Raw genomic sequence first — 22,343 nt, 5'->3', positions numbered from 1 at the left:
CAGCCAACACGATATTTGTCCTATTTCATACAGCTAGGAGGACATGTTTATGGATTCAAAAGATATTTTTCGTGCGGTGCAAGCAGGGGAAATCAATTATGAAGATGCTGAAAAACAATTGCTTCAATTTATTGGCGAGCTCCCGGATGAATCATTGGAAGCCAGTCCACAGGAATTATCAGAAGGACGGGCTTTCACGTTGCAACCATTGGACAGCTTCCACACGTCGGAGGATGGGCAGGAGATAAGCGCCCCCCAAATGAAGGTACAGTCTGTGGTTGAATTGCAGGAATTTGAGCACGGGATTGTCTTGTTGAAAATGAAGGACACGGCGCACAAAAATACATTTTCCGATGAACTAATTATCGGCCTGAATCAGGCGTTTGAGACAGTGCAGGCTAACGAGAATTATAAAGTTGTGATTCTGACGGGATATGACACCTACTTTGCCACAGGAGGCACCCAAGAGGGGTTGCTGGCTATCCATGAGGGAAAGGCGAAATATAGCGATACCAATGTTTACAAGATTGCTTTGGATTGCAAGCTGCCCGTCATCGCTGCTATGCAGGGACATGGGATTGGTGCTGGCTGGTGCATGGGGATGTTTTGCGATTTTATCGTGATGAGTCGGGAAAGCATCTATACTACTAACTTTATGAAGTACGGCTTTACTCCCGGAGCGGGTTCGACCCTGATTTTCCCTGAGAAATTCGGGGTTAGTATGGCACAGGAAATTTTATTTACAGGTACTAGATATAGTGGTTCGGAACTGGAAACCAAAGGGGTTCCTTTTCCGGTAGTGCCGAGAAATGAAGTGGTGCCGTACGCCATGCAGCTGGCAAGAAAACTGTCCGAGTCTCCCAGGGAGTCATTAATTGAGCTGAAAAACCATATGGCCCAATCGATAAGAGAAAAGCTGGCGGCTACTATTGAAAAAGAAATAAAAATGCAGGATAAAACGTTTGTGAATCAGCAAGAAGTTAAAGAACGGATTCAATTCGCCTATGGACAGCTGCCGAATAGCAATGATTCCCACAAAACGGTCAAGCATGCTGATTCTAAAAAAGCTATGCCAGATATGCCGCGCGGTCAGGAACATAAGGAGTCTATCGCAATTATTGGTATGGCAGGGCAATTCCCGGAATCAGGGACTTTGGCTGAATTTTGGGACAATCTGGCTCAGGGCAGGGATTGTATATCGGAAATCCCTTCAACGCGATGGTCAATCGATGAATATTACGATACCGATCCCAAGGCTCAGGGAAAAACCTATAGCAAATGGATGGGTGTTTTAGAGGATGTAGATAAATTTGACCCGTTGTTCTTTAATATATCCCCTGCAGAAGCAGAGATGATGGATCCTCAACAGCGCCTATTTCTTGAAAGCAGCTGGAAATGCATTGAAGATGCTGGATTAAATCCAGCCTCACTGTCGGAGAGCCGTTGCGGTGTTTTTGTAGGTTGTGCAGCCAGTGATTATGGGAGGTCCATGAGTGGGCAGGGGCTAAATGCGCAGGTTCTTATGGGAGGGTCGCCTTCAATTCTATCCGCTCGGATTTCGTATCTGCTAAATTTGAAAGGTCCTTCTTTGGCTATTGATACCGCATGCTCTTCCTCTCTGGTGGCTATTGCTGAAGCCTGCAACAGTCTCCTTTTAGAAACAAGTGACCTTGCTTTGGCAGGCGGAGTCATGATTATGGCTGGTCCGGGGATGCATGTTATGACTAGCAAGGCAGGAATGCTGTCCAAGGATGGACGGTGCTTTACCTTTGATGCCCGTGCAAACGGGTTTGTCCCCGGAGAAGGAGTTGGGGTCATTTTATTAAAACGGCTCTCTGATGCAGTCAGAGACAAGGACTCCATATATGGAGTTATTCGGGGATGGGGAATGAACCAGGATGGAAAAACCAACGGAATAACTGCCCCAAGTGTAAATTCACAAATCTCGCTGGAAAAAGACGTATATCGACGGTTTAACATTCATCCCGAAACCATCTCCATGATAGAGGCCCACGGAACAGGAACAAAGCTGGGTGATCCTATCGAGGTGGAGGGACTTACGGAATCATTCCGATCCTATACAAGCAAGAAGGGCTATTGCGCATTGGGGTCACTGAAAAGCAATATGGGTCATATGATGACTGCGGCCGGAGTGGCCAGTGTGATGAAAGTGCTGCTGGCCATAAAGCACCACCAATTGCCGCCTACCATTCATTTCGAATCCTTAAATGAGCATATTTCTCTGGAGGATAGTCCGTTCTATATTAACACCAGCCTGCAAAGCTGGGAGCCCGAACCGGGAGTACCCCGGCGTGCGGGCGTAAGTTCTTTCGGATTTAGCGGCACTAACGCTCATATGGTTATTGAAGAATATGTTCCTGTAGTCTCTGCGGTGAATCTACCCCCAGTGGGTAAAGACAACCCGGGACTATTTGTGCTGTCCGCTAAAAGTGAACAATCCTTGAAAACCTATGCAGCAGATATGATGAATTTTGTTAAGTTGCACGAAAGCGTTAATCTCACGGACCTGACCTATACCTTGCAAGTGGGAAGAGAGGCCATGGACTGGCGTCTCGCGTTTTTGACGGATTCAAGAGAAAATCTGATAGATGAACTTGAACATTTTATTAACGGAAACTCGTCGGAAAAAGTGCTGATCGGCCGTGTGAACTATGCAGGTGGCGGAATCGAACTCTTGGATTCGGACGAAGACACTGGAACCCTGGTTCGGGCCTGGACTGAGAAGAAAAGACTTGATAAGGTAGCCAAATTGTGGGCCAATGGCGCAAGCATTGAATGGAACGCACTTTATGGAGATATCAAGCCCAGACGAATCAGTCTGCCGACCTATCCTTTTGAAAGGGCACGCTATTGGTTATCCGAAACAGACACTGGGCAAGGCAGTGTAAATCTGGCTGTGACTGCCCAAATTCATCCTTTATTGCATCAGAATATTTCCGATCTCTCCGGACAACGTTATAGCTCTACTTTTACAGGCCGGGAATTTTTCCTGTCGGACCACAGAATCAAGGGCCAACAAACATTACCCGGGGTGGCTTACCTCGAAATGGTGCGAGCAGCTGTAGAAGAGGCAGTGGGGGCCGTAGTAGAAAGCGAGACCCATATTCAGCTGAAAAATATCGTATGGGCTCGGCCTGTGGTTGTAGCAGACGGACCGGTCAGGGTACTCATCAGTCTATATCCCCAGGACAATGGAGAGATTGCGTTTGAAATATGCAGCGGGATGGAAGGGGCCGACGCTGAAGGTATTATACACAGTCAGGGAATGGCTGTGCTGGAGAGGGCTGGCGAGCTACAGTATCTGGACCTGAATGTCTTACGGGCAGACTGTACCCGCACACCACTTTCTTCAAGCCAATGCTATGAAGCTTTCAAAGCCATGGGGATAGACTATGGACCCGCACACCGTGGCATTGAGGCAATCTTTCGAGAAAAGGATTACGTGCTGGCCAAGCTGTCCCTACCATCCTCTGTACTCCATACTCAAACTGAATTTGTACTGCATCCAGCCTTGATGGATTCAACTTTGCAGGCCACAATCGGCTTGGTAATGGGTTCGGAAGAAAATTTGCCTGTAGGCAAGCCAGCGTTACCCTTTGCTTTGGAGGAACTGAAGATTTCCGAAAAATGCACTCCAGTGATGTGGGCCCGGATCTCTCACGATGGGAGTGAAGAGACGTCGAATGGATTAAGCAAGGTGGATATTGATCTGTGCGATGAGACCGGAAAGATTTGCGTGCAGCTCAAAGGACTTTTATCCAGAGCTTTGGAAGGAGATGTGGGGCAAGCCAGCATCACTGAGGATATGGGTACACTGATGCTTGAGCCTGTCTGGCAGGAGACACCTGTCACCACAGGGGTGAACGCTAACGAAGATATCCAGCATGTTGTGATCCTGTGTGAAGTGGATGGTATCTCCGGGGAGGATATTGAAGCCCACATGGATGGTACTCGCTGCCTTGTTTTACAGTCCTCCAGCATGGATATGGACAGTCGGTTTGAAGATTATACCATTCAGATATTTGAAGAATTGCAAAGCATCCTGCTAGACATCCCCAAACAGAAAGTTTTGATACAGCTTGCAACCCGCGCTCGGAAGGACCAACAGGTTTATTCCGGGCTCTTTGCAATGCTGAAAACCGCTCAAAAAGAAAATCCGAATGTCATGGGTCAGCTGCTTGAGCTTGATGTAGAGGATAATGTCGAAGGAATCATTGAGAAACTACAAGGGAACCGGAGTGGCCTGCATAACGAACGGATACGGTACCAAGGGGACAAACGACAGGCTTTAATGTGGCAAGAAATTGAAGCCTTACGTGAAGATGCAGACCTGCCGTGGAGAGATGGTGGGACCTATCTCATTACTGGTGGCTTAGGTGGCCTGGGGCTTATTTTTGCCAGAGACATTGTGCGCAATGTGAAAAACTCCACCGTCGTATTGGTGGGTCGGTCATCACTTTCTGCGGACCAAAAGGCTCTGTTAAGCGAACTGAGAGCGCTGGGCGGTCATATAGAGTATCAACAGGCAGATGTGGGCCACAACGAATCGGTTACCGGGCTAATTCATGGCATCGTCAAGCAATTTGGCGGTCTTAACGGTATTTTGCACACAGCCGGAGTGATTCGGGACAACTTCATCATCAAGAAGACTAAAGAAGAGGTTAGAGAAGTGCTGATTCCGAAGGTCTCAGGGGTGATGAATCTGGACCAGGCCAGCAGAGACCTGCCTCTGGACTTCTTTATCTTATTTTCTTCTGGCGCAGGAAGCCTTGGCAATGTAGGACAGGTTGACTACTCCGCTGCTAATGGCTTCATGGATGCGTATGCCTCCTATCGAAATGCTTTGGTGACAGCAAAGCAGCGCCAGGGGCAAACGCTGTCGATAAACTGGCCTCTGTGGAAGGATGGAGGCATGCATGTCGACCTGGAAACGGAAAGGGCGATGCAAGGCCTGGGCATGATTGCCATGCAAACGGAGAATGGAATCAAAGCTTTGTATCAAAGCCTGTCTTCCGGCAGAAGTCAGGTTATGGTGATCGAAGGATACCCCCAAAGGATTAAAGCGGCAATTCTAGGCCAGCTCTCGGAAACTGATGTCTCAGGCCGATCTGTAATAGAAAGTGGGGGAGCACCGTTTAACGGAGAAGAATCGCTAAGGGAAAAAGCGGAGGGTTATTTGAAAACGGTACTTTCAACCGTGATCAAGCTGCCCGCTGAAAGTATAGATGTAAATGCACCAATGGACAGGTATGGGATTGACTCCATACTGGTTATGCAGCTTACCAATGAATTGGAAAAGACTTTCGGCTCATTACCGAAAACATTATTTTTTGAATACCAGAATCTCCGGTCATTGACGGGTTATTTCCTTGAATCGTATCGCGGTCGGCTGATTGATGCTGTAGAAGCGACAGAGAAGAATACGGCTCCTGATGCAGGCCCGAAAGTACCTATAAAAGCAACGATAGAGCCTTTAGTCTCGATATCGGCTAATCGTAGGCGTCCATGGCTTTTCCCGACAGGTATACAACCACATCAGGAGAAGAAGGCATTAGACATTGCAATTATCGGCGTGTCGGGGAGATATCCGGGAGCATTGGGTATCCGAGAGTTCTGGGACAACCTAAGGGATGGAAAGGATTGCATTACAGAGATTCCCAAGGAACGCTGGGATCACAGTCTGTACTTTAATGAAAACAGAGGCAAGCCCGGAAAAACCTACAGCAAGTGGGGAGGGTTCATCGATGGAGTGGACTGGTTTGACCCGTTGTTTTTCAATATTTCGCCAAGGGAAGCGGAAACGATGGACCCGCAGGAGCGCTTATTCCTGGAATGCGTTTATGAAACGATAGAGGATGCAGGTTATACGAGAGAAACCCTTTGTGCAGAGCGGGAGCTTGGCGGCATAGAAGGCAATGTCGGGGTTTACGTCGGAGTGATGTACCATGAGTATCAACTCTATGGAGCCCAGGAACAAGCCAAGGGAAGGATGATTGGACTTCTCGGGAATGCCTCGGCGGTTGCCAACCGGGTATCGTATTTTTGTAATTTTCAAGGGCCAAGTATCGCTGTAGATACCATGTGCTCCTCGTCACTGACATCAATTCATATGGCCTGTCATGGACTACAGCATGGAGAATGCGAACTGGCAGTAGCAGGAGGGGTCAACGTCTCCATCCATCCTAACAAATACCTATTGTTGGGACAGGGAAGTTTTGCATCAAGCAATGGGAGATGTGAAAGCTTCGGACAGGGAGACGGATATGTACCGGGAGAAGGAGTCGGGGCTTTGCTGCTCAAGCCATTAGCCAAAGCCATAGCAGACGGAGACCGGATATATGGAGTTATCAAAGGAACTGCAGTGAACCACGGGGGAAAAACCAACGGCTATACCGTACCTAACCCCAACGCACAGGCCCGTGTGATTGGTCAGGCAATTAAGGAGGCAGGAATCAACCCCAGAACCATCAGCTATATAGAAGCCCATGGAACAGGAACTCCACTGGGAGACCCGATTGAAATTGCAGGCTTACAGAAGGCCTTCCGGAAATATACCGGCGATAAGCAGTTCTGTTCAATCGGGTCGGCGAAGTCTAATATCGGGCATTGTGAGAGTGCTGCTGGTATCGCCGCGGTGACAAAGGTGCTTTTGCAGTTGAAATATAAACAAATCGTGCCTTCGCTGCATGCAAGTACCTTAAATCCCAATATCGACTTCAGCGATAGTCCCTTTAAAGTTCAGCAGGGGTTAGAAGAGTGGAAAAGACCAGTAGTTGCTATCAACGGTGAAACCAGAGAATACCCAAGGGCAGCAGGAGTATCGGCCTTTGGTGCTGGGGGCTCTAACGCTCATGTGGTTATCGAAGAATATATTCCAGAAGAAGCTAGTCAGCAGCAAGCTGCGCCTGTATCCCTGAATCCTGTCATAGTCGTGTTGTCGGCCAAAAATAAGGAAAGGCTGGACGAGCAGGTGCAAAGATTGCTGTCTGCAATCAGAGAGCTGAATGACCCGCATACAAGTCTCTCAGATATCGCCTACACGCTGCAAATCGGGCGAGATGCGATGGACGAACGTCTGGCGATCATTGCAAAATCCATCCAAGAGCTTGACTGGAAATTGGAAGGCTTCCTACAAAAAAAAGAAGGCGTAGAAGAACTGTATAGAGGACAGGTAAAGCGTAATAGAGGAGGGCTTGTCACTCAGGAAGTCGATGAAGATATGGCTAAAATGATTGATGCATGGGTGGACAAAGGGAAGTATGGAAAGCTCGCTGAACTTTGGGTTACGGGACTGATTTTGGATTGGAACAAGCTTTATGAGGATGTGAAGCCTCGCAGGATGAGTCTGCCAACCTATCCTTTTGCCAGAGAAAGCTATTGGATACCCGTACATGAGGAAAAGAGCGCCGCAATAACAGAAGCCGCTTCGTCCCAATCATCCTTTTTGACACCTTTACTGCATCAGAACACTTCAGACTTTCTGGAGCAGCGGTTCAGTTCAACGTTTACAGGCGAGGAATTTTTCCTCAAGGATCATGTTGTGAAAGGCCAAAAGGTTCTGCCTGGCGTAGCCTATCTTGAGATGGTACGGGCGGCTGTAGAACGTTCCACAGGAGATATGGACAACAGCACAACAGGAATCCGTTTGAAAAATGTAAACTGGATTCGGCCCATTGTGGTGGACAACCAGCCAGTTCCTGTACACACCAGGCTATCCCTGGAAGACACCGGAAAAATCAGCTTTGAAGTGTATAGCGGGCAAGCAGGAAGCGAAAGAGGGCATACCGTGCATAGCCAAGGTGATGCGGTGCAGGTTTGCGTAGAGCAAAAACCGACACTAAACCTTAAGGCGTTACAGGCAGATTTTGGTCAACACAGGTTTAACGGATCGCAATGTTACGAAATCTTCGAGGAAATGGGAATGGATTATGGCCCGGCATACAGATGTGTGGAGAAGGTATATACACATCCGGGCAGGGTGCTAGCCAAGCTGGCATTGCCTTCCTTTATTTCTAATATGACGAACAGCTTGGTCCTTCACCCCAGCTTGCTGGATTCGGCCTTGCATGCATCGATCGGGCTAATCATGGGCCAAGAGAACGGAGGGCTACCGGGTAGCGCTGTACCAGCTACGCCTCACATGCCGTTTGCCCTCCAAGAGTTTGAGATTTATGGGGCATGCACCCCGACCATGTGGTCGTTGATTCAATACAGCGAGGGCAGCAAGAAAGAAGACAAGGTACAGAAGCTTAATATTGACTTGTGTGATGAGGAAGGAACTATTTGCGTCAGAATAACAGGATTATCCACCCGGGCGCTGGAAGGAGAAGTCGGCATTGAAAATGCACAAGGCGCAGCGGCAGGAGAAAGTGCCGCCGACCCGCTTGTAGGATCCGTAATGCTCATCCCGAAATGGGACCCTGCTGCTGTAAAAAAAGATGTCGTTTCCCCGTCACCGACAGACCGATTGGTCATTGCAGGTGGTACTGACAAAGACAGACAGGCCATCCGGGAGTATTATCCTAGGGCGCATTTCTTGGAGCTTCAAGCGCACGATTGCATTGAAACAGTTGCCTCAAAGGTAGAAGAATATGGAGCCGTTGACCATATTCTGTGGATTGCACCCTGTGCTTTCGTCGAATCGGTGACTGCCGAGTCCTTGATCAAGGAACAGGAGCAGGGAGTCCTTCTCTTCTTTAGAATGGTCAAAGCGATGCTTTTATTGGGATACGGGACGAAAAAGCTAGGCTGGACAACGATAACCAATCAAGCTCAGCCGATGGATCAGAACGATACAGTCAACCCGACTCACGCAAGTCTTCATGGGCTGGTAGGCACCATGGCCAAAGAATATCCGAACTGGAAAATCCGTATCCTTGACCTGCAATCCGATGATGACTGGCCGCTATCGGATATGTTTACGCTGCCTTCGGACCGACAAGGACGGATGTGGGTTTACAGAAATGGGCAGTGGTACCGGCAGCACTTGGTCCCATTCAAACAGACTTCAGGTTTAAAAGGACAGACGCTATACAAAACCGGAGGCGTCTATGTGGTCATCGGGGGTGCCGGCACTATCGGAGAGGCTTGGAGCAAGTATATGGCCTGTACCTACCAGGCCCAGATGGTGTGGCTAGGCAGAAGGCAAAAGGATGCCTCTATCCAGGCCAAACTGGACGGATTTGAAGGCCTGGGACCTGTTCCATGCTATATCACGGCGGATGTAGCAGACGAAAGGGAGCTGCAGCGGGCATATGAGGAAATAAAACAGCAGTACTCCAACATAAACGGAGTGGTGCACTCAGCTATTTCATTTTTGGAGAAGGGCTTGGAAGATTTGACGGAGGAAGAGCTCCGGTCAGGGCTTTCAGCAAAGGTTGATGTCAGTGTACGCATGGCTCAGGTCTTCCAAAATGAGCCGTTGGATTTCGTATTGTTCTTCTCTTCCATGATTACCTATGTAAAGAATCCGGGACAAAGTAGCTATGCTGCCGGAAGTACCTTTAAAGACGCGTTTGCGCATCGTCTTTCGCAGGAATGGCGTTGTCCGGTGAAGGTCATGAACTGGGGATACTGGGGGAGCGGCGAAAACAATGCCTCTCAAAATGGAGGGCAGGAGGTAGAAAATTACTCCAGACTGGCGCAAATAGGTGTTGGGCTCATTGACCCACAGGAGGGGATGGAGGCGCTTGAGACGCTTCTTGCCTCACCGATAGACCAAATGGGGCTTATGAAAACAACAAGACATCTGGAGATGGAAGGGACTAATCCGACGGAAGAGATTGATCTCTACCCGCCTAATTCGGATCCGAATCTCAGGGATATACAGGAAAATATTGCTACAGCAATACAATCAAGAAGCCATTTTATCGAAAACTATGCTGCAGATGATATGGGCGACCTCCAGGAAAGGGAGATGGAACATCTCCTAAGCAGGTTGTTGCGGGAGCAGCTCTTGTCCATGGGGTTATCAGGGACAGATCGTCAGTCCGTCGACGAGTTCAAAAATAAACTCGGACTACCTGAGCTATATGGCAAATGGCTGAAAGAGAGCATGGAGATTTTGACACAGATGGATAACGACCTATCAGGTAGAAACTCCAGCTTGACGGATCGAGATGATGTCTGGCAGGAATGGGAAGAGCGCAAGCGTACATGGCTACAATATCCGCAGATGAGAGCAAGGGTTAATTTGGTTGAGACAACGCTACGGGCTTTACCGGAAGTGCTTACCGGAAAATCGCCTGCGACTGAAGTCATCTTTCCCAATTCCTCAATGGAACTAGTGGAAGGAATTTATAAGAACAATCTGGTGGTGGACTACTTTAATGAAGTACTTGCCGATACTACTGCCGCTTATATCCAGGAGAGGATTATGGCCGACGCCGCTGCGGAAATCAGAATTCTGGAAATCGGCGCGGGCACCGGAGGGACCAGTGCCACGCTATTCCTGAAATTGCGCCCATACCGCAAACACATTCAGGAATATTGCTATACCGATATTTCCAAAGCCTTTTTGATGCACGCGGAAAAAGAGTATGGGCCGCATAATCCGTATCTCAGCTACCAGATTTTTAATGTTGAAGAACCTATTGCTGGGCAAGGTGTTGAGACGGGTAAATATGATATTGTCATTGCCGCTAATGTACTTCATACCGCAAAAGACATCCGCCAGGCGTTACGTAATGCTAAAGCGGTTTTGAAAAGCAACGGCTTGCTCCTGCTCAATGAAATCACAGGTAGTAGCGTGTTTACCCACCTTACCTTCGGATTGCTAGATGGCTGGTGGGCGTATGAGGATCCGGAATGGCGTATTCCTGGATGCCCAGGGCTTCACCCTCAAATATGGGAAACCGTACTGGACAAAGAAGGTTTCCATGCAGCGTTCTTCCCGGCGCAAGAGGCGCATGATTGGGGCCAGCAGATTGTTGCAGCCCAAAGCGATGGCTTGGTTCGGCAAAAGCGACAGCACAAACGAAGATCAATATTGATAGAGAAAAGAACCGTAGAAACGGTATCAGTGAAGCAACGAACTCAACCCAAAATAGAGGTAGAACATGTGCTGCGTGAAAAAAGTACGGCGTACTTTAAACATTTGCTTGGTGAGACGCTAAAAATGGAACCGGGAAGTATCGACTCAACGGTTGCCCTGGAAGAGTATGGAATCGACTCGATATTGGTTGTGCAAATCACAAATGTTTTGCGTGAAGTCATCGAGGATTTTGCCAGCACGCTGTTTTTTGAGTACAACACCATAGATGATCTAGTAGCATACCTTCTTCAAACGCAAAAGGACTCGTTGAAGAAGCTGGTAGGAATGAAGGAACAGGAGTTGACCGAAGAGACTTCCAGAGTTGAAGAGGTCCCTGCTTCACAATTACTCGCTACTGTCCCAATGAAGTTTGACCGGGGAGGGCGTTTCCTTAAGCCTTCTGACAGCACAAAGGAAAAGCCAACGACACGATCCTCCAAAATTAGGGATGTTGCGATTGTTGGGATGTCAGGACGCTATCCGGGAGCTCGTGATATAGAGGAATATTGGAATAATCTAAGAGAAGGTAAAAATTGCATAACTGAAATTCCGAAAGACCGTTGGGATTGGAAGACCTACTTTGACCAAGAAAAAGGGAAAAGGGGCACAATCTATACGAAATCGGGCGGTTTTATCGAAGGCATTGATTTATTCGATCCGCTATTTTTTAAGATTTCTCCCGCAGAAGCCGAAACAATGGATCCGCAGGAAAGACTTTTCCTGGAAGCAGCATATGCAAGCATAGAGGATGCTGGGTATACCCCTGCCAATCTTTGTGAGAGTAGAAGAGTCGGTGTATTTGCAGGCGTTATGAACGGGAATTACGGTTTGGGACCTCAATATAATTCCATCTCGAATCGGGTTTCCTATCATTTGGATTTCCAAGGTCCGAGTATGTCCTTAGATACCGCTTGCTCTTCCTCATTGACGGCGATCCATTTGGCTTTGGAAAGCCTGTATAGCGGTACAAGCGAGTGTGCCATTGCCGGGGGAGTCAACTTGATTGTAGACCCTATCCACTATATCAAGCTGTCGGCTATGACGATGCTTTCTAAAACGGGTGAATGTAAGTCATTCGGAGATCAGGCAGATGGATTCGTCGACGGAGAGGGTGTCGGCGCGATCGTGTTGAAGCCGTTGGAGAAGGCGATTGCAGATGGCGACCATATTTATGGAGTAATCAAAGGGAGCATGCTTAATGCTTCAGGTAAAACCAGCGGTTATACAGTACCTAGCCCTCAAGCTCAATCCTGGTTGATTGAAGAAGCGCTCCAGCGTGCGGATGTCGATGCAAGGACAGTCAGTTATATTGAAGCCCACGGAACCGGTACAGCTCTGGGAGATCCTATTGAAATTGCAGGACTGACAAGGGCTTTCGAAAAATTCACAAAGGATAAGCAGTTCTGCGCCATAGGGGCGGTCAAATCTAATATAGGCCATTGTGAGAGTGCAGCAGGCATTGCAGGAGTGACTAAAATATTGTTGCAGCTAAAGCACAGCCAGCTAGTACCATCCTTACATTCAAGAAAGTTGAACCCTGAAATTAATTTCAACAATACTCCATTTATCGTTCAGCAAAGCCTGGAGGAATGGAAGAGACCGGTAATTACAACTGATGGAATCACAAAAGAATATCCAAGACGGGCTGGAATATCGTCTTTTGGTGCAGGCGGGGCAAACGCCCATATCGTGATTGAAGAGTATATTCCCGAGTATCAGGAACAGTCTGGAGCAGAATCCGCTTCTCAGGGACCTGTCATGATCGTGTTGTCAGCCAAGAGCGAGGAGCAGCTTAAGGAAAAGGGACGGCAGCTGCTGAATGCTCTTCAGGGTCAGCTATTCTCCGCAAGCCTATCGGATATTGCTTACACGCTTCAGGTGGGGCGCGAAGCGATGGAGGAGCGTTTAGCCATACTTGTGGAATCTACCGCAGAGCTTGAGGAAAAATTAAAGAGTTTTGTGGATGGACGCCATAACATGCTCAACCTATATAGAGGACAGGCTAAACGTAACAGAGAATCGTTGTCTATTTTTTCGGGGGACGAAGACTTGCAACAAATGATCGATCTTTGGATTTCCAAAAAGAAATATACCAAGCTTTTGGAGCTGTGGGCCAAAGGGATAAATTTGGATTGGGAAAAACTTTACACAGGGAAGATGCCTCACCGTATCAGCCTGCCTACCTACCCTTTTGCTAAAGAGCATTACTGGGCTTCTGAAAGCAAGGATCAAGTAAAAGCCTATGCATTATTTTCGCAAGGTGAGAGCGATGTAGACTTTGATGATATATTGTGCGGCAGACTCTTGGATGAAATGATGAACGATACCCTGTCTGTTGATGAGGCTGCCAGTGAAATCCTCAATATATGTATACGTAAATGAGAAGTTTCTACGTGCTGGGAGGCAATAGAAGATGAAGGATTTTTTTCAATATATTCTAGGCGAGGTAAAAAGCGGACGGATACAGAAAGAGGATGCCATTGTAAAAATACGCCAATTTCAAGCTCAAATGGTTTCACATGAGGCCCCGCAAAGCGGAACAGGGACTGCGGGGTCCTTGGCGGATACGGGAGTCCTTATGCTTGAGCCTTTCTGGAAAGAGCAAGTTGCTCATCAGAAAGTGGCACGCCCTGAATTTAGCCAGCATCTGGTGGTGCTTTGCGAACTGGATCATTTCGCGGAGCGAAGCATTGAATCGTTCATGAAAGGAACCCGTTGCATCAAGCTGCATGCCAGCCAAAGCAGCATGGATGAACGCTTTCAGGCGTATGCCCTCCAGCTGCTCACGGAAGTGCAAATGGTTCTCACAGAGGAATCCAAGGGTAGCGTACTGATACAGATTGCAGTTTCCGCACACAGCGCACAGCAACCTTTCGCAGGACTATTGGGATTACTGCAGACAGCTGAGAAAGAAAACCCGAAAATCGTAGGGCAACTCGTAGAATTGGAATCTGTAGGTCTGGAAGAGGTGATTGAGAAATTAAAAGAGAACAGTCAATATCCAAAGAATAAAAGGATACGGTATGAGGATGGTAAACGTTTGGTTCTCGGTTGGAACGAGATGAAACCCACTGAGACAACGGGAAGAGTACCCTGGAAGGATCGGGGGACTTATTTGATTACGGGTGGTGCAGGAGGTTTAGGACTTATTTTTGCGGAGGATATTGCCCAGCGAGTCAGGGAAGCCACGCTAGTTCTTGTAGGCCGTTCAAATCTAGACGAAGGCAAACAGGCCATATTGGAGAAGTTGAAGGCGCTGGGGACCCGCGTTGAGTACAGACAGGTAGATGTAGCACGGAAGGAAGAGGTCTCCAAATTGATCCTTGAGATCAGGGAAGAGTATGGAGGCCTTGATGGTATCCTTCATAGTGCTGGAGTAATACAGGATCGTTTTATTATGAATAAATCACAGGAAGAGTTCGCGGAAGTAATGGCACCAAAGGTTGCCGGACTGGTGAACTTAGATCAGGCGACCAAGGAGCTACATCTGGATTTCTTTATTCTCTTCTCCTCAATAGCTGGGATTATGGGCAACCCCGGTCAAGCCGACTATTCTGCCGCAAATGCCTTTATGGATGCCTATGCCGCGTATCGAAACAGCCTTGTATCCTCAAAGGGGCGCAAAGGGCAGACGCTATCTGTCAATTGGCCTCTTTGGAAGGATGGAGGGATGCATGTGGACGATGACACGGAGAGGGCTTGGCAAAGTATTGGCATGGTAGCCATGCAAGCTTCAAACGGTATCCAGGCTTTATATAACGGTCTGGCCGCTGGCCTGAATCAGTTATTAGTAATAGAAGGTGAGCAATCCAAATTGCAAAAGTATTTCCTGGCGTCCCAACCACAGGAGAAAGAATATGTTGAAGAGTCAGCTTCTTCAGAGGTGAATCTTGAACTGCTTCTAGAAAAAACCTTATATCAGCTAAAACTATTGTTTGGAGAAGTTACCAAGCTGAGCATTGACAAGATTGATGTCAGCGAGCCTTTAGAGAGCTATGGCATTGACTCCATCATGATTACAAGGCTTAATCAAAAGCTGCAGGGCATTTTTGGAGAAATATCAATGACCTTGTTTTATGAATATCAGACGTTGGAGGCAGTGGCCGAATATTTTATTGCTGATTATCACAAGGAATGCGTACGGTGGACAGGACTCGGAAGCCAGATAAAGATGGAAGAGAAATCCGTCTCCATTTCCGCAACCTTGCATGCTGCCAGCGAGTTTTCTTTGTCAACCCTGCCAAAGGAAGAAAACAATCGTATCCGCAACACGGCTACTAACAGAGACCGTGTGAAACACGAGCAAATAGCGATTATTGGTATAAGCGGACGATATCCGCAGGCCAAAAATATGGAAGAGTACTGGAGCAACCTGGAACAGGGCAAAGACTGTATAACAGAAATCCCTGCGGAACGCTGGAAGAGGGAAGGGTTCTACTGTTCCGACATCAAAGAAGCGGTTGAGAAGGGCAAAAGCTATAGTAAATATGGAGGATTTGTGGAGGATTTTGCAGATTTTGATCCTCTCTTCTTTAATATATCTCCCCGGGAAGCGATGAGTATGGATCCTCAGGAGCGAATATTCCTGGAAGAATGCTGGAAGGTTTTCGAGGATGCAGGATATAGCAGGGAACAGCTCGCCGAACAGTATAATGGCCGGATTGGCGTCTTTGCAGGAATTACCGGAACGGGGTTCAATCTATATGGACCAAAGCTGTGGGAACAGGGACAACCCGTATTTCCGCGAACCTCCTTCAGCTCGGTAGCCAACAGAATATCCTATTTCTTGAACTTAAAGGGGCCCAGTATCCCGGTTGATACCATGTGCTCTTCCTCATTAACTGCAATCCACGAGGCCTGTGAGCATATTTATAACGGTGAATGCGAGATGGCTGTTGCTGGAGGAGTCAACTTATATCTTCATCCTTCAAGCTATATCTTTCTCAGTACGATGAGAATGCTATCGCCTGAGGGACGGTGTAAAAGCTTTGGGGAAGGCGGGAATGGATTTGTCCCTGGCGAAGGTGCAGGGGTCGTACTGCTCAAACCTTTGTCACGAGCCATTGCAGACAAGGACCATATCTATGCGGTTATTCGGGGAACCCGTATCAACCATGGAGGAAAAACAAACGGGTATACCGTGCCTAACCCGGTAGCACAGGGTGAACTGATTAGAGAGGCTTTTGATAAAGCAGGCGTAAATGCCCGGGCAGTCAGTTATATTGAGGCCCACGGTACTGGAACGGAGCTCGGTGATCCTATTGAAATCACCGGGCTTACCCAGGCATTTAAGAAAGATACGCAGGACACGGGGTTTTGCGCTATCGGCTCGGTAAAATCAAACATAGGCCATTTAGAGGCGGCCGCAGGGATTGCAGGCATCGCTAAAATCATCTTGCAAATGAAAAATCGGAAAATTGCCCCTAGCCTGCATTCCCAGGAACTGAACCCTAATATAAACTTTTCCAAAACGCCATTTGTAGTCCAACAGGGGCTTTCTGAATGGGAGCGTCCGATAGTGGAGGAGGACGGCGAGCAACGGGAATACCCGAGGATCGCCGGGATATCTTCCTTTGGAGCCGGTGGGGCTAATGCTCATATCGTCCTTGAGGAATACCTCCCTGTGGAACAGGATGACTTTCAAAATCCCTTTACTCCTCCAAGACCAGTCGTCATAGTTCTGTCGGCAAAAAGTGATGGAGCATTGAAGGAGCAGGTAAGCCAATTGGCTACTGTAATGGATCGGAATGAGTTTTCCGATCACGATTTGGTGAATGTGGCTTATACCTTGCAGACAGGACGTGAGGCGATGGAAGAGCGCCTCGCTGTGGTCGTTGAATCAGTGGAGGAACTTAGAAGCAAGTTGCGGGGCTTTATTGGAGGAAGACAGAGTATTGCACAGCTTTACCGGGGACAGGCCAAGCGAGACAAGGAGAGCTTGAACATGGCCTCAGAGGAGAAAACGCTCGATGAAACGATTGATTTACAGATTCTAGCGGAAAAGTACGGCAGAATCTCAGACTTGTGGGTCAAGGGTGTCCGTATTGATTGGAGCAGACTTTACGGTAATGTCCAGCCCCGCCGTATCCCTTTACCCACATATCCTTTTGCCAGAGAACGATATTGGATACATGTAGATGAAGAAAAGCCGTTCGCCAATGTGGCTGCACATCTACATCCATTACTGCATCAAAACACCTCCGTACTTTCTGAGCAAAGATTTAGTTCAACCTTTAGCGGCCAGGAGTTTTATCTGAAGGACTCCGTAGTTGACGGAAAGCTTGTCCTGTCAGAAGCGGCATGCCTTGAAATGGTGCGGGCAGCGGTGGAGCAGTCGTTAACAGTACAGGAGAAGGGTCAGGCAAACATCATTATTAAAGATATTGTATGGACACATGCTCCCGCTATAGGAGATCAGCCGTTAGAAATACATATAGGGCTCTTTTCGGGAGATCAAGGAGCGATTGGCTTCAAAATCTATAGCAGATTAACAGAAGCCGGGGACCCTGTCTTACACAGCCAGGGTAGTGCCGAACTGAAGATGTTAAATGAAGCGGAAACGTGGGATATACAGGCTTTGCAGATGGAGTGCTTTCAGCATGTTTCGCCTGGGATAGACGATGAAGCAGTGTGGGGCATGGGAGCCGACTACAGTCCGGAACATCAGGCCAATGAACAAGTGCATATAGGACAGGGGTTAGTGCTGACCAAGCTATCGTTGCCTTCCGGTATTAGGAATACTGAGGGCTTATTTGTTTTGCATCCCTTTATAATAAATGCTGCTTTGCAAATGCCGCCGGCATACTTGTTTTCAAATGATGAAAATATCATGCGGCCTTCAGGCATTGACCCTCTACAGAAAATACGGCCGACTGCCATTGAGAGACTCGAAATTTTTCGGGAATGTCCCTGTGAAATGTGGGCGTTGATCCGGTATAGCAGAGGAAGCGGGGCTGGTCATAATACGCAGAAATATGACATTGATTTGTGTGATGAGGCAGGCCAAGTCTGCGTGCGTATAAAAGGATGCTCCTACAAGGTAGTGGGCGCATGTGAGAAAACACCTGGTGTAATGATGCTCCAACCCTTCTGGAAAGAACAGGCGGTTGCGGAGGACACGATGGTTCCCACTTACGAACGACATGTGGTAATGCTTTGCGAAACAGATACCATTGCTGCAGGAGATATCGAGTTCTCCTTGGCAGGAATGGAATGTATCACTCTGCAATCCGGAATGGAAGAGGTTGATCGGCGCTTCGAAAAGTATGCCGTCCAGGTTTTTGAAAAAATAAAAAGTATCCTGAATGACAAACCCAAAGGCAAGGTGCTGGTGCAGATTGTAACGATGCCTCAGCATGAAAAGCTGCTCTTCGCTGGGCTGTGCGGCATACTCAAAACTGCGCAAAAGGAAAATCCAAAGATCCATGGTCAGTTAATTGAAGTTGAGGATACAGAAAAAATGGAAGGGCTCATTGAAATACTAAAGACGAGCAGCCGACATCCTGCAGATAGCCGCATCCGGTTTGCAGAAGGCAAACGTTGGATTCCTGTCTGGAGTAAAGCAGAAATGCCGTCAGAAACACCGGATATTCCATGGAAAGACCGCGGGGTTTATTTGATTACTGGAGGAGCAAAGGGTTTAGGTCTTATTTTTGCTAAAGAGATTGCGCGTCAGGCCAAGGAAGTGACTTTGATTCTTACTGGACGTTCCCTACTGGATCAGGACAAGCAGACTTCATTGGAGGAATTGAAGGCATTGGGCGCCCGGGTAGAATACAAACAGGCGGATGTCACGCGGAAGGAAGCTGTGCTTGGCTTAATTGAAGATATCAAACAGACATACGGCGGAATCAACGGCATCCTGCACAGTGCTGGAATAATCCAGGATAACTATATTATTAAAAAGACTAGCCTGGAATTCAGGGCAGTGCTAGCGCCCAAGGTTACGGGACTGGTAAATCTGGACCAAGCCAGTAAGGACATTGCTCTTGACTTCTTTATCCTTTTTTCGTCAGGTTCGGGAGTGGGTGGTAATGCAGGTCAGTCTGACTATGCTGCCGCGAATGCTTTTATGGACGCATATGCCTGGTACCGCAATACCTTGGTATCCTCCATGGAGCGTACAGGCAAAACGCTGTCCATCAATTGGCCGTTATGGAAAGATGGCGGAATGCGGCCTGACCAGGAGACGGAGAAGGTCATGCAGAAGGTGGGTATGTATGCGATGAGGACAGAGACAGGAATGAGCGCCCTGTACCAAAGCATAGCCTGTATTTCGGATCAGGTCATGGTGATCGAAGGAGACGTAGATCTAATCAGCAACATGATGATCATGGAGGGACAGCTTGAAGAAAGCGGCAAAGCATCTCGGGATCAGGCGCTCGGGTCAGAAGCTAACATCGTTCCCTCCACAGCAAACAAGACAGAGTCCGGCCGTGAAGGAGACCTGCTGCATGAAAAGACGGTCCATTACTTGAAGACTCTGCTTTCATCGTCCATCGGCCTGCCAGTATATCGAATCGAAGAGGATACACCTTTTGAAAATTATGGGGTTGATTCTATAAAGTCTATGGAGTTGACCGATCAGCTGGAGAAAACGTTCGATCAGGTGTCGAGGACTCTATTTTTTGAATATCCGGATATCCGGAGTTTAACGGATTATTTTGTGGAAGCCTATCGAGACCAATTGATTGCTTTGTTTGGTATAGATCAGGTAGCGGTGGCAGGCGCGAAAGCTGACACAACTGTTGCAGCAAACAAGGAAGTGTCCGGCAGAGAAGCGGACCTGCTGCGTGAAAAGACGGTCCATTACTTGAAGACCCTGCTTTCAACGTCCATCGAACTGCCCGTATATCGAATCGAAGAGAATACACCTTTTGAAAATTATGGGGTTGATTCTATAAAGTCTATGGAGTTGACCGACCAGCTGGAGAAAACATTCGATCAGGTGTCGAGGACTCTATTTTTTGAATATCCAAATATTCGAAGTTTGACGGAATATTTTGTGGAAGCCTATCGAGACCAATTGATCGCTTTGTTTGGCATAGATCAGGCAACAGCTGCGGGTGAAAATGCCGAACCAACTTCTATAACAAATAAGGCAGTGTCCAGCCAGGAAGAAGAGCTACTGCGTGAAAAAATGGCAAGTTACCTAAAGAGCCTGCTCTCTTCGTCCACTGGACTGCCGGAACATCGCATTGAAGAGGACAAAAATCTAGAAAACTATGGTGTTGACTCCATAAAGTCAATGGAATTAACCGATGAGCTGGAAAAAAACTTCGGCCCGCTATCGAGGACCTTACTTTTTGAATATCCGAATATCCAGAGTTTAATAGAATATTTCCTGGAATCGCATCGAGGCGAATTGATTGAATGGTTTGGTATGGAGCAGGTAAAAGCCCCTTCTCCGATATTCCGTCGTCCCCAATTTTCGGCAACCGAGGTAGAGCCTCAGGAGGAGAAGAAACAAGAAACAGGAGCGATGGACATTGCTGTCATCGGGGTGTCCGGGAAATATCCAGGTGCGGAAAATCTTCAGGAGTTCTGGAGCAATCTCCAAGATAGCAAGGACTGCATTACCGAAGTTCCAAAAGACCGTTGGGAGCACGATCTTTATTTTGACAAGGAGAGAAACAAGCCGGGAAAAACCTACTGCAAGTGGGGCGGTTTCATGGAACGAATAAGCCTGTCAGAGCCAGCATTCTTTCATCTCACCCCCTATGAGATCAGTTTAATGGACCCGATGGAGCAACTTTTCCTGGGAATAATATGGAATTTGCTTGAAAGTGCAGGATATACGCGAGAGGCATTACAGAAGAAGCACCAGAACAAGGTTGGCGTCTATGTGGGCGCTACGTATCACAAATACTGCTCCTGTGATATCGAACCGGACTCTGCCCAACGGGTAACATCATTTGGGTCTGTTGCAGTCGCAAATCCCATGTCGCATTATTTCAATTTCCAGGGACCGAGCATATCCATTGATACGATGAGCTCTTCCTCAGCTGTAGCTGTCCATATGGCATGTGAAAGCCTGATCAGGGGAGAGTGTCAAATAGCGGTAGCTGGCGGGGGGAATCTATTGACCAGTCCCAAAAAGTATATTGAATCCAGTCAAAATCAGTTGATTGGAAGTCATGAAGATAGCAGAAGCTTTGCAGATGGGGATGGGTACCTTCCAGCGGAAGGAGTTGGAGCGGTACTCTTAAAACCGCTTCATAAGGCTGTACAGGATGGAGATTGCATTTTAGCGGTTATTAAATCCACGGCAACCAATCATGGGGGACATAGCAATGGATATACAATCCCTAACCCCAATGCGCAGGCGCAACTAGTCGAAGAAAACTTTTTGAAAGCCGGTATAGACCCCCGGACGATCAGTTATGTAGAGGCAGCCGCAAATGGTTCTACATTGGGAGACCCTATTGAACTTGCTGCTTTGAATAAAGCATTCCAGAAATTTACGACTGAGCAGCAATTTTGTGCCATTGGCTCAGTCAAATCCAATATAGGGCATGCAGAAGCGGCTTCGGGAATATCACAGCTAACCAAGGTCATATTGCAATTGTGGCATCGAAAACTGGTTCCTACCATTAAGGCCGAGAAGCTTAACCCTAATATTAATTTCAGTAATACTCCATTTTATTTGCAACGGGAGGTTCAGGAATGGGAGCGGCCTGTAATTGAGATTCAGGGAGAAAAACGGGAATTCCCGTTGCGGGCAACCGTAAGCTCCTTTGGTGCGGGAGGCTCTAATGTGCATTTCATTCTGGAAGAATATATCCCTTCAGAAAAAGACAACATTCATTTGCGAGTGGCAGATCAGCCCCAAGTGGTGATTCTCTCGGACATAAACCGTGAGAGACTGATGGCGCTTGCCAATCAATTACTGGGATATCTGGAGCAGCAGAGCGATGATGCCTTACAGGATATTGCCTTCACACTTCAGACAGGCCGCGAAGCGATGACATGCCGGGCGGCAATCGTAGCGAGTACGCGGCAGGATCTACTCACGGGTCTTAGGGAACTTCTCGAAATAGCCGATAGCGGCAACGGGCCCGAAGGGGCATCTATTCCTTTATTTATAGGAGAAAGTGCAGAAGACTCAAACACGAGTGCGCTTCTCTCAGGGAAAATAGGAGAGACTGTTTCTCAATTGCTGCTAGAGGAGAAAAACATGGAGAATATAGCGATGTATTGGACCCAGGGGGGCAGGATTTCATGGGAGGCACTCCATAAGGATAAAGATGTCCGCAGGATCCCCCTACCGATAACCCAGTTTTAAACATAA

2 protein-coding genes are annotated in these 22,343 nt (G+C 47.8%); both read left to right on the top strand.

Annotation, left to right across the window (positions count from 1 at the left end; all coding sequences use genetic code 11):
- The first annotated feature begins 49 nt into the window (after window positions 1-49).
- Window positions 50-13,435 carry an SDR family NAD(P)-dependent oxidoreductase gene (locus JOE49_RS21990; protein ID WP_209942835.1) on the top strand — a complete coding sequence of 4,462 codons (13,386 nt, stop codon included), beginning with the start codon at window positions 50-52 and terminating at the stop codon, window positions 13,433-13,435.
- Window positions 13,436-13,466: 31 nt separating this feature from the next.
- The gene (locus JOE49_RS21985; RefSeq protein WP_209942833.1) at window positions 13,467-22,337 is read left to right on the top strand and encodes a hybrid non-ribosomal peptide synthetase/type I polyketide synthase; all 8,871 of its coding nucleotides are present in this window, start codon (window positions 13,467-13,469) and stop codon (window positions 22,335-22,337) included.
- Window positions 22,338-22,343 lie beyond the last annotated feature (6 nt).

It is taken from the genome of Paenibacillus sp. PvR133, from assembly GCF_017833155.1.
In the GTDB taxonomy this organism is placed as follows: Bacteria; Bacillota; Bacilli; order Paenibacillales; family Paenibacillaceae; genus Paenibacillus; species Paenibacillus polymyxa_B.
The sequence above is the reverse complement of the archived record's forward strand: the minus strand, read 5'-3'. Positions and strand labels throughout refer to the sequence as shown.

Coding starts and splice junctions, on each gene's coding strand:
- JOE49_RS21985 (WP_209942833.1), top strand. CDS start 13,467: ATGAAGGATTTTTTTCAATATATTCTAGGCGAGGTAAAAAGCGGACGG.
- JOE49_RS21990 (WP_209942835.1), top strand. CDS start 50: ATGGATTCAAAAGATATTTTTCGTGCGGTGCAAGCAGGGGAAATCAAT.